Below are 9,675 nucleotides of genomic sequence, written 5' to 3'. Positions count from 1 at the left end.
CGCCCCGTGGCACGGCGCAGGGGCTGCCGCGGGCGAACTGCCCCGGGACCGTCGCCGGCCACGGATGGCCGGCGCCGAGCGCACAGGGATGTGCTTGTAGCGTGTCCCGGGGCAGTTCGCCCGCGGCAGCCCCGTGCTGTTGGCACCCACTGCCCCCAACCAAGAGCCGCACGACCGGCGGCAGACTACGCCAGGCGGTTTTGCCGGACACGGCATCCGCCTATACTGGCGGGTTTCTGCCTCCCACTTCGGAACCTCCATGGACACGATCCAGGTACGCGGCGCGCGCACCCACAACCTCAAGAACATCGACCTCGACATCCCCCGGGACAAACTCGTCGTCATCACCGGACTGTCCGGCTCCGGAAAATCCTCGCTGGCCTTCGACACCCTCTATGCGGAAGGTCAGCGCCGCTACGTCGAGTCGCTGTCCACCTATGCGCGGCAGTTCCTGTCCATGATGGAAAAACCCGACATGGACCACATCGAGGGCCTGTCGCCGGCAATCTCCATCGAACAGAAATCCACCTCGCACAACCCGCGCTCCACCGTCGGCACCATCACCGAAATCTACGACTACCTGCGGCTGCTGTTTGCGCGCATCGGTGAGCCGCGCTGTCCCGTGCACGGGGCCAGCCTGCAGGCGCAGACGGTGAGCCAGATGGTCGACAGCGTGCTGGCCATGCCGGAAGGCCAGCGGCTCATGCTGCTGGCGCCGGTAGTGCAGGATCGCAAGGGCGAACACCTGCACGTCTTCGAGGAACTACGCGCCGCGGGCTTCGTACGCGCACGGGTGGACGGGCGCGTGGTCGACCTGGACGACGTGCCGGCGCTGGCCAAGAACCGCAAGCACCGCATCGAGGTGGTGGTGGATCGCTTCAAGGTGCGGCAGGACCTCGGCCTGCGCCTCGCCGAGTCCTTCGAGACCGCCCTCGGCCTCAGCGACGGCATTGCCGCCATCAGCGACATGGACAGCGAGGCGGCGGACGTGGTCTTCTCCGCGCGCTTCGCCTGCCCCGAGTGCGGCCACAGTATCAACGAACTCGAGCCGCGGCTGTTCTCGTTCAACAACCCCGCCGGTGCCTGCCCCGAGTGCGATGGCCTGGGGGTGAAACAGTACTTCGATCCCTCGCGGGTGATCCTGCACCCGGAGGCCAGCCTCGCCGAGGGGGCCATCCGCGGCTGGGACCGACGCAACGTGTACTACTTCCACCTGCTCACCTCCCTTGCCGAGCACTACGGCTTCGCCATCGACACGCCCTTCGAGAAGTTGAGCAAAAAGCACCGGGAGATCATCCTCCACGGCAGCGGCGACGAGGAGATCGCCTTCGCCTACCTCAACGACCGCGGCACCGTCTTCAAGCGCACCCATAGCTTCGAGGGCATCCTGCCGAACATGGAGCGGCGCTACCGGGATACGGAATCCCAGTCCGTGCGCGAAGACCTGGCGCGCTTCCTGACCACGGCGCCCTGCCCCGGCTGCCACGGCACGCGGCTGTGCGAGGATGCACGGCATGTCTACGTCGACGAGCGCACGCTGCCAAGCATCACCGGGATGCCCGTGGGCGAGGCCGCCGCCTACTTCGACCAGCTGCAGCTCAGCGGCCGCAACGCTGCCATTGCCGAGAAGATCTTCAAGGAGATCCGCGCCCGCTATCGCTTCCTGGTGGATGTCGGCCTTAACTACCTCACCCTGGAGCGAAGCGCCGAGACGCTCTCGGGCGGTGAGGCCCAGCGCATCCGCCTGGCCTCGCAGATCGGCGCCGGGCTGGTGGGCGTCATGTACATCCTCGACGAGCCGTCCATCGGCCTGCACCAGCGCGACAACGAGCGGCTGCTGACTACGCTGCGACACCTGCGGGACCTCGGCAACACGGTGCTGGTAGTGGAGCACGATGAAGACGCGATCCGCAGCGCCGACCACATCATCGACATCGGCCCCGGCGCCGGCGTGCACGGCGGCCGGATCGTTGCCGAGGGCACGCTGGACGCTATCGTCGGCAACGCAGCCTCCCTCACCGGCGCCTACCTTTCCGGCCAGCGCAGCATCGAGGTGCCCGCCGAGCGCCGGCAGCCGGACCCGGCGCGGCAGGTCGTCGTGCGCGGTGCCCGCGGCAACAATCTGCGCGACATCACCCTCGAGCTGCCCCTGGGTCTCCTTACCTGCGTCACCGGCGTCTCCGGCTCCGGCAAATCAACGCTGGTCAACGGCACTCTCTACCCCCTGGCGGCTACCGCGCTGAACGGTGCCACCACCCTGACCGCGGCGGCGCACGACAGCATCGAGGGCCTCGAGCATGTCGACAAGTGTATCGATATCGACCAGAGCCCCATCGGCCGCACACCGCGCTCCAACCCGGCGACCTATACCGGCATCTTTACCCCGGTACGCGAACTTTTTGCCGGCACCCAGGAGGCGCGCTCCCGCGGCTACAAGCCCGGCCGCTTCAGCTTTAATGTGAAGGGGGGCCGCTGTGAGGCCTGCCAGGGCGACGGCGTGACCAAGGTAGAGATGCACTTCCTGCCGGATATCTATGTGCCTTGCGATGTCTGCAAGGGCAAGCGTTACAACCGGGAGACGCTGGACATCCGCTACAAGGGCAAGAATATCCACGAAGTGCTGGAGATGACCGTGGAGGACGCCCTGGCCTTCTTTGAACCGGTGCCGGCTCTCGCCCGCAAGCTGCAGACCCTCATGGACGTGGGCCTGTCGTACATCCGCCTCGGCCAGGCCGCCACCACGCTCTCCGGTGGCGAAGCGCAGCGGGTGAAACTGTCCCGGGAGCTGTCCAAGCGCGACACGGGGCGCACGCTCTACATTCTTGACGAACCCACCACGGGCCTGCACTTCGAAGACATCCGCCAGCTTCTTGCGGTGCTGCACCGGCTCCGCGACCACGGCAATACCGTGGTGATCATCGAGCACAACCTCGACGTCATCAAGACCGCCGACTGGCTCATCGACCTCGGCCCCGAGGGCGGTAGCGGCGGCGGCGAGATCATCGCCACGGGCACGCCGGAGGCCGTGGCGGCAGACCCCGCGTCCCACACCGGGCAGTTCCTCGGGCCCATGCTGGGCGTGGAAGCCGCGAAGCGCCCGGCGAAGAAAAAAGCGCCGGCAAAGAAGCGCGCGCGGAAGCAGGTGGCCTAGGGCCGGCCCGCGTGCGGCACCTCGACCCGGCAGCGTTCGATGCGGCCGCTGCGATTTTTCTTGGCGACCGCTGCGTTTGAATCCCGGGCGGTGACCAGATAGAGGTCCCGGCCGTCGTCGCCCCCGAGCATGCAGGCGTAGCAGTTCTGGCTGGTTTCCACCCGCTCCCGCACTTCACCGCCCTCGGCTATGCGCAGGCACTCGGGGGCGAGGGCGTTGGCAACCCAGATGCACCCTTCTGCATCGAGGCAGATACCATCGGCGGCCACACCCTCCAGCGCAGCCCAGACCCGGCGCTTCGTCAGGGTGCCGTCGGCGGCCAGCTCAAAGGCGGTCAGGCAAAGGCCCAGGGTCTCTGCAACGACCAGGGTCGCGCCGTCCGGGGTGATGACCATGCCGTTAGGAAAGCTCAGGTCCGCGGCCGCAAGGTCCACGTGCCCTTCGGGCGAGACGGTCATCAGGTTCGTTTTGGGATGATCGGCGAGGACGGCCTCCGCGCCCCGCTCGGCGAGGGCCGCGTCAAGATCAAAACCGAAGTTACCGACGAAGGCCCGGCCGTCATCCGCGACGACCATGTCGTTGGCGAGATGCCGGGAATGCTCGCCAAGGCTGGCATAGTCGGCGAGTCCGCCGGGGCCATGGCGCAGGACCCGGTGGTCTTCCATGTCGACAATCAGCAGGGTTCCATCGGGAAGCCAGCCCAGCCCGGAGGGCTGGCACTGCAGCTGCAGCTCGGTACGCAGGTCGCCGTCGGGCCCCAGGGAGCGCACGGCGCGTTCGTAGAAGTCGCTGAACCACAGCCGGCCTCCGTACCAGCGCGGACCCTCGCCGAAATAGAGTCCTTCCGCCACGATCTCTGCTTTTGCCATGCACCGTTCTCCTTCCATGGGAAAGCTGCAGCTTGGCCCCGAAGGCAGCCGCTGGCAAGTCCATGACCACGCCCTTCGGCGAGAGGTGGTGGTTCAATGGATGAAGGGCTCCTCGTTCAGAAAAGAGGCTATCGCGGATTCCCGGGGCGGATGCCGGGGGTATGTCCCCAGTCGCTCCCCGTTACACGCTTTGTGGGGACATACCCCCGACATCCGCCCCTACCGTACTGGGTCCTTACGCTGCCTGACGCACGCGAGGTGTCAGGGATGAGGGCGGGAGCCTTCTCTCCGTCGCTCCCCGTTACACGCATTGTGAGAGAAAATTCCCGCCCTCTCCCCTACCGCCGTGCGAACCCTCGCGCGATAGAGGCGAAGTCGGGGCGGTAGGGGCGGAGGCGGGAGGGTGCCCCCACCAAGCGTGTAACGGGGAGCGACTGGGGGCACCCTCCCGGCTCCGCACCGGGAATCAGCTCCACCGGCTGATCGTTCCCCTTACCGGGCCGATAGCGGACTTGCACCGCCAAGTCATCCGGCCCGCTCCACCTGTGCCGGAACAGCTCTACGCGCCATGCCTGGCGCACGCAAAAAAAAGCCGGGCAGGGCCCGGCTCTTCGTCGCGCGTAATGCGGAGAACGTCAGTCCTCGTCGTCCTCAAAGCGCTCGATCTGGGGCCGATCCACCAGCTCGACGTAGGCCATGGGCGCCTTGTCGCCGGTGCGGTAGCCGCACTTCAGGATACGGATGTAACCACCGGGACGCTCCTGGTAGCGGGGGCCCAGCTCCGCGAAGAGCTTGCCCACGGCTGCCTTGTCGCGCAGACGGTTGAACGCCAGGCGACGGTTGGCGACGCTGTCCTGCTTGGCCAGGGTGATCAGGGGCTCCGCGTAACCGCGCAGCTCCTTGGCCTTGGGCAGGGTAGTCTTGATGAGCTCGTGCTCGACCAGGGAGGCGGTCATGTTGCGGAACATGGCCTTCCGGTGCGAGCTGTTGCGGTTGAGCTGACGTCCGCTGTGACGGTGACGCATGGTTCTGATCCTTTACTCAGTGCCTTCCCGGCACGCTGTTTCCCTGCGGGCGGCTCAGGCGCTGAGCACCCGCTCGTCGTTCTTCAGGCTTACCGGCGGCCAGCTGTCCAGGCGCATGCCCAGGGACAGACCGCGGGAAGCGAGTACATCCTTGATTTCCGTGAGCGACTTCTTGCCCAGGTTCGGCGTCTTCAGGAGCTCGACTTCCGTGCGCTGCACCAGGTCGCCAATGTAGTAGATATTCTCGGCCTTGAGGCAGTTGGCGGAACGTACCGTGAGCTCCAGGTCATCGACCGGGCGCAGCAGGATCGGGTCCACTTCGTCCTCGGAATCGGCGGACTCAGAGTGCGCTTCACTTTCGAGGTCGACAAACACCGCCAGCTGCTGCTGCAGGATCGTCGCAGCGCGGCGGATCGCCTCTTCCGGGTCGATGGTGCCGTTGGTCTCAAGGTCCAGCACCAGCTTGTCGAGGTCGGTGCGCTGCTCCACCCGTGCCGCTTCGACCACGTAGGCCACGCGGTGCACCGGGGTGAAGGTCGCGTCGAGCTGCAGCCGGCCGATGGAGCGCGTCTCCTCTTCCGGGTCCTCGCGGGAATCAGCGGGGGAGTAGCCGCGGCCACGGGCTGCCGTGACCTTCATGCTCAGCGCTTTCTTGTCGTTGATGTGGCAGATCACGTGCTCGGGGTTGCGGATTTCCACATCGTGATCGGTCTGGATATCGCCGGCCGTTACCGCACCTGGGCCTTCCTTGGTCAGGGTCAGCTCGACCTCGTCCTTGCCGGCCATGACCAGCGCCACTTCCTTGAGGTTGAGGAGGATCTCGATAACGTCTTCCTGGATGCCCTCAATAGTGCTGTACTCGTGCAACACGCCATCGATTTCCACTTCCGTGATGGCGCAGCCGGGCATGGAAGACAGCAGGATGCGGCGCAGGGCGTTACCCAGGGTGTGGCCGAAGCCGCGCTCCAGCGGCTCCAGGGTCACCTGCGCACGGGTGCTGCTCTTCTCTTCAACTTTGATGACGCGGGGCGTCAGTAATTCTGTCACTGCACTCTGCATGGGGGCACCTGTAACTGTTTGAATGACCTGGCTCGCCGGAACTTACTTGGAGTAAAGCTCCACGATCAGGTTCTCGTTGATGTCCGTCGACAGATCCTGGCGTTCCGGTGCCGCCTTGAACACGGCCTCCAGCTTCTCGTTGTTCACCTCGATCCACTCGGGCTCGCCCCGCTGCGACGCCAGGGCCAGGGCAGACTGCACCCGCAGCTGCTTCTTGGCCTTCTCGCGCAGGGACACCACATCGCCCGCCTGCACCTGGTAAGACGCAATGTTCACCGTCTTGCCGTTGACGAGGATCGCCTTGTGGGACACAAGCTGCCGCGCTTCGTTGCGCGTGGAGCCAAAGCCGATGCGGTAGACGACGTTATCGAGGCGGCTTTCCAGCAGCTGCAGCAGGTTCTCGCCGGTCGCGCCCTTGCGCCGGGCGGCTTCCTTGTAATAGCCGCGGAACTGCTTCTCGAGCACGCCGTAGATACGACGAACCTTCTGCTTCTCGCGCAGCTGCACGCCGTAGTCCGACAGGCGGCCGCGACGGGCGCCGTGCTGGCCGGGAACAGACTCCGGCTTGCACTTGGAATCCAGCGAGCGTACGCCACTCTTCAGGAACAGGTCGGTGCCCTCACGACGGGAGAGCTTGCACTTGGGACCCAGATATCTAGCCATAATTCAAAACCTTCCTGTAATCCTTACACCCGGCGCTTTTTCGGCGGACGGCAACCGTTGTGCGGGATCGGCGTGACGTCGGTGATGTTGGTGATCTTGTAACCGCAGGCGTTCAACGCGCGCACGGCGGATTCGCGACCCGGACCCGGGCCCTTCACCTGCACGTCGAGGTTCTGCAGGCCGTATTCCTTGGCCGCCTCGCCGGCACGCTCTGCGGCCACCTGGGCAGCGAAGGGCGTGCTCTTGCGAGAGCCGCGGAAGCCCGAGCCACCGGACGTGGCCCAGCTCAGGGTATTGCCCTGGCGGTCCGTAATGGTGATGATCGTGTTGTTGAAGGACGCGTGCACGTGTGCGATGCCGTCGGCAATCGTGCGCGAGACTTTCTTTCGAGTGCCTTTGGCACCTGGCTTGGCCATGCTGTCTTCCTGTCAATATCAACACTGCACTAGCGGTGCAGCTACACTGTGAGGACGCGCCGCCACCGGGCAGCGCGGTATATCGTTACCGGCGGATCGGCTTTCGCGGACCCTTGCGCGTACGCGCATTGGTCTTGGTGCGCTGGCCGCGGACCGGCAGGTTGCGGCGATGGCGCAGGCCGCGGTTGCAGCCCAGATCCATGAGCCGCTTGATGTTCATGGACGTTTCACGGCGCAGGTCGCCCTCGACACTCATCTCGCTGATGCTGGAGCGCAGCGCGTCCATCTGCTCTTCCGTGAGGTCACCCATGCGGGTCGCCTCCGGCACCTTGCAGACGTCGCAGAGGCGCCGGGCGGTGGTGCGCCCGATGCCAAAGATGTAGGTCAACGAGATGACCGCGTGCTTGTTGTCCGGTACGTTGACGCCGGCGATACGAGCCATTCAAGCTTCTCCAAATTCTCAAGCGCTTTCCTGCGCGCGGCGGACCCCGCCGCTCACCCCTGTCAAAGGGCGCAGGATACTAGCGATTCATAACCCAAAAATCAATCACTTATTGCCAACCCCCGAAAAGGAAGCGACTCAGCCCTGGCGCTGCTTGTGGCGCGGGTCAGTGCTGCAGATAACACGGACCACGCCGTTGCGGCGCACGATCTTGCAATTCCTGCAGATCTTCTTCACGGATGCGCGAACTTTCATCTCTCGACTCTCTCCATCAGCCGGGCGTCAGCGGACGCGGCCGGCACTCCCATAATTCTTGAGGTTGGCCTTTTTCATGACCGAATCGTACTGATGCGACATCATGTGGCTCTGCACCTGGGCCATGAAATCCATGACCACCACGACCACGATCAGGAGCGAGGTGCCACCGAGGTAAAACGGAACGTTCCAGGTCACCACGAGAAACTGTGGCAGCAGGCAGACCAGGGCGATGTAGGCCGAGCCGAACACCGTCAACCGCGTCAGCACGCCGTCGATGTAGTTAGCCGTCTGCTGGCCCGGGCGGATGCCCGGCACGAAGGCCCCGGAGCGCTTCAGGTTATCGGCCACTTCCTGCGGGTTGAACATCAGCGCCGTGTAGAAAAAACAGAAGAACACGATAAACACGGTAAATAGCAGAATGTTCAGGGGCTGCCCGGGACCAATGGCCACGGCGAGGTCCTGCAGCCAGTCGGCGGAGCCGGAGCTGCCGAACCACTGGGCAATCGACGCCGGGAACAGCAGAATGCTGCTGGCAAAGATCGCCGGAATAACGCCGGCCATATTCACCTTGAGGGGCAGGTGCGAGCTCTGCGCCTGATACATCTTCCGCCCCTGCTGCCGCTTGGCGTAGTTCACCGTAATGCGACGCTGGCCGCGCTCGATGAACACGATCATGTAGATCACAGCCATGGCCAGCGCCAGAATCAGCAGCAGCACAAGGATGTTGATCTCGCCCTGGCGCGCCTGCTCGAGGGACTGCCCGATCGCCGACGGCAGGCCGGCGACAATCCCCGCAAAGATAAGCAGTGAGATGCCGTTACCGACACCCTTCTCGGTGATCTGCTCGCCGAGCCACATCATGAACACCGCCCCGGTCACCAGTGAGGTAATCGCAATGGCGTAGAACAGCACGCTCGAGCTATAGGCCATGCCCTGGTTCGCCATGCCTACAGTCATACCCGTCGCCTGGATAATCGCCAGCACCACGGTCAGGTAGCGGGTGTACTGACTGATCTTGCGCCGCCCGGATTCACCCTCCTTCTTCAACTGCTCGAGCTGCGGTGTCACCGCCGACATGAGCTGCATGATGATGGACGCCGAGATGTACGGCATGATGCCGAGCGCCAGAATACTCATGCGCTCCAGTGCACCGCCGGAAAACATGTTCGCCAGGCCCAGGATCGTCCCCTGATTCTGGTTGAACAGCGCCGCGAGCTGATTCGGGTCGATACCGGGCACCGGGATATGGGTGCCAATCCGGTACACGAAAATCGCAAGCAAAACAAAACGAAGGCGAGCAAAGAGCTCGCCCAGCCCAGCCTTGTTGTTGGCGGGATTCGTTGCCATCTAGTCCTCGACCTTACCGCCTGCCTGCTCGATGGCCGCCCGAGCACCCTTGGTCAATGCCAGGCCCTTGACGGTCAGCGCACGGCCGACTTCTCCGGACAGGAACACCCGGGCGCGGGTGACGTCACCGCGAACAAGGTTCGCCGCCTTCAGGGAAGCGAGATCCGCGACCTCGCCCTCGATACGGTTCAGCTCGCCGAGGCGCACCTGCGCCGTCGTCCGCGAAATGCGGGACGTGAAGCCGTACTTCGGCAGCCGCTTCTGCAGCGGCATCTGGCCGCCCTCGAAGCCGGGGCTCACCTTGCCGCCGGAGCGGGACTTCTGACCCTTGTGACCGCGGCCGGCCGTCTTGCCCAGACCACTGCCGATGCCACGACCGACCCGCTTGGCGTTCTTCTTCTCACCGGGGGCGGGGCTGAGGCTGTTCAGGCGCATTACTTCAGAC

General features: G+C 64.8%; 10 protein-coding genes. 1 reads left to right on the top strand and 9 read right to left on the bottom strand.

Going from position 1 to position 9,675, the window contains the following annotated elements; all coding sequences use genetic code 11:
- Positions 1 to 259 precede the first annotated feature (259 nt).
- Positions 260 to 3,151, top strand: a complete 2,892-nt coding sequence (uvrA, locus tag HRUBRA_RS10595; RefSeq protein ID WP_035516970.1) for an excinuclease ABC subunit UvrA — start codon at positions 260 to 262, stop codon at positions 3,149 to 3,151.
- On the opposite strand, the gene HRUBRA_RS10590 is transcribed toward uvrA, so the two are convergent.
- The 9 genes from HRUBRA_RS10590 to rplO form a co-directional block, all read right to left on the bottom strand.
- A complete protein-coding gene (locus HRUBRA_RS10590) occupies positions 3,148 to 4,020 on the bottom strand; it encodes an SMP-30/gluconolactonase/LRE family protein (RefSeq protein WP_035516968.1) in 873 nt (290 codons plus the stop codon). The genes uvrA and HRUBRA_RS10590 overlap by 4 nt on opposite strands.
- A gap of 635 nt (positions 4,021 to 4,655) precedes the next feature.
- Entirely contained in the window at positions 4,656 to 5,045 is a 390-nt protein-coding gene (gene rplQ / locus HRUBRA_RS10585; protein ID WP_035516966.1) for a 50S ribosomal protein L17, read from the bottom strand.
- A gap of 54 nt (positions 5,046 to 5,099) precedes the next feature.
- A complete protein-coding gene (locus tag HRUBRA_RS10580; protein ID WP_035516963.1) occupies positions 5,100 to 6,104 on the bottom strand; it encodes a DNA-directed RNA polymerase subunit alpha in 1,005 nt (334 codons plus the stop codon).
- A gap of 42 nt (positions 6,105 to 6,146) precedes the next feature.
- Positions 6,147 to 6,767 (bottom strand): 30S ribosomal protein S4, encoded by a 621-nt coding sequence (gene rpsD / locus HRUBRA_RS10575; RefSeq protein WP_035516962.1) that lies wholly within the window; start codon positions 6,765 to 6,767, stop codon positions 6,147 to 6,149.
- Between the two features lie 23 nt (positions 6,768 to 6,790).
- Positions 6,791 to 7,183, bottom strand: a complete 393-nt coding sequence (rpsK, locus tag HRUBRA_RS10570; RefSeq protein WP_035516960.1) for a 30S ribosomal protein S11 — start codon at positions 7,181 to 7,183, stop codon at positions 6,791 to 6,793.
- Positions 7,184 to 7,268: 85 nt separating this feature from the next.
- Positions 7,269 to 7,625 (bottom strand): 30S ribosomal protein S13, encoded by a 357-nt coding sequence (rpsM, locus tag HRUBRA_RS10565; RefSeq protein WP_035516957.1) that lies wholly within the window; start codon positions 7,623 to 7,625, stop codon positions 7,269 to 7,271.
- Between the two features lie 138 nt (positions 7,626 to 7,763).
- Positions 7,764 to 7,880: a 50S ribosomal protein L36 gene (gene rpmJ, locus HRUBRA_RS15005; protein ID WP_084592596.1), complete on the bottom strand. Its 117-nt coding sequence runs from the start codon at positions 7,878 to 7,880 to the stop codon at positions 7,764 to 7,766.
- A 27-nt stretch (positions 7,881 to 7,907) separates the two neighbouring features.
- Positions 7,908 to 9,230, bottom strand: coding sequence for a preprotein translocase subunit SecY (gene secY / locus HRUBRA_RS10560; RefSeq protein ID WP_035516955.1), 1,323 nt, complete (start codon positions 9,228 to 9,230; stop codon positions 7,908 to 7,910).
- Positions 9,231 to 9,665, bottom strand: coding sequence for a 50S ribosomal protein L15 (rplO, locus tag HRUBRA_RS10555; RefSeq protein ID WP_035516953.1), 435 nt, complete (start codon positions 9,663 to 9,665; stop codon positions 9,231 to 9,233). It abuts the gene before it with no gap.
- Positions 9,666 to 9,675: the final 10 nt, after the last annotated feature.

The sequence above is a fragment of the Pseudohaliea rubra DSM 19751 genome (assembly GCF_000764025.1).
Lineage (GTDB): Bacteria > Pseudomonadota > Gammaproteobacteria > Pseudomonadales > Halieaceae > Pseudohaliea > Pseudohaliea rubra.
This window is presented reverse-complemented; position numbering and strand designations above follow the sequence as displayed.

Excerpts from the sequence above, each read along its gene's own strand:
- uvrA (WP_035516970.1), top strand. The coding sequence starts at position 260 with ATGGACACGATCCAGGTACGCGGCGCGCGCACCCACAACCTCAAGAAC.
- HRUBRA_RS10590 (WP_035516968.1), bottom strand. The coding sequence starts at position 4,020 with ATGGCAAAAGCAGAGATCGTGGCGGAAGGACTCTATTTCGGCGAGGGT.
- rplQ (WP_035516966.1), bottom strand. The coding sequence starts at position 5,045 with ATGCGTCACCGTCACAGCGGACGTCAGCTCAACCGCAACAGCTCGCAC.
- HRUBRA_RS10580 (WP_035516963.1), bottom strand. The coding sequence starts at position 6,104 with ATGCAGAGTGCAGTGACAGAATTACTGACGCCCCGCGTCATCAAAGTT.
- rpsD (WP_035516962.1), bottom strand. The coding sequence starts at position 6,767 with ATGGCTAGATATCTGGGTCCCAAGTGCAAGCTCTCCCGTCGTGAGGGC.
- rpsK (WP_035516960.1), bottom strand. The coding sequence starts at position 7,183 with ATGGCCAAGCCAGGTGCCAAAGGCACTCGAAAGAAAGTCTCGCGCACG.
- rpsM (WP_035516957.1), bottom strand. The coding sequence starts at position 7,625 with ATGGCTCGTATCGCCGGCGTCAACGTACCGGACAACAAGCACGCGGTC.
- rpmJ (WP_084592596.1), bottom strand. The coding sequence starts at position 7,880 with ATGAAAGTTCGCGCATCCGTGAAGAAGATCTGCAGGAATTGCAAGATC.
- secY (WP_035516955.1), bottom strand. The coding sequence starts at position 9,230 with ATGGCAACGAATCCCGCCAACAACAAGGCTGGGCTGGGCGAGCTCTTT.
- rplO (WP_035516953.1), bottom strand. The coding sequence starts at position 9,665 with ATGCGCCTGAACAGCCTCAGCCCCGCCCCCGGTGAGAAGAAGAACGCC.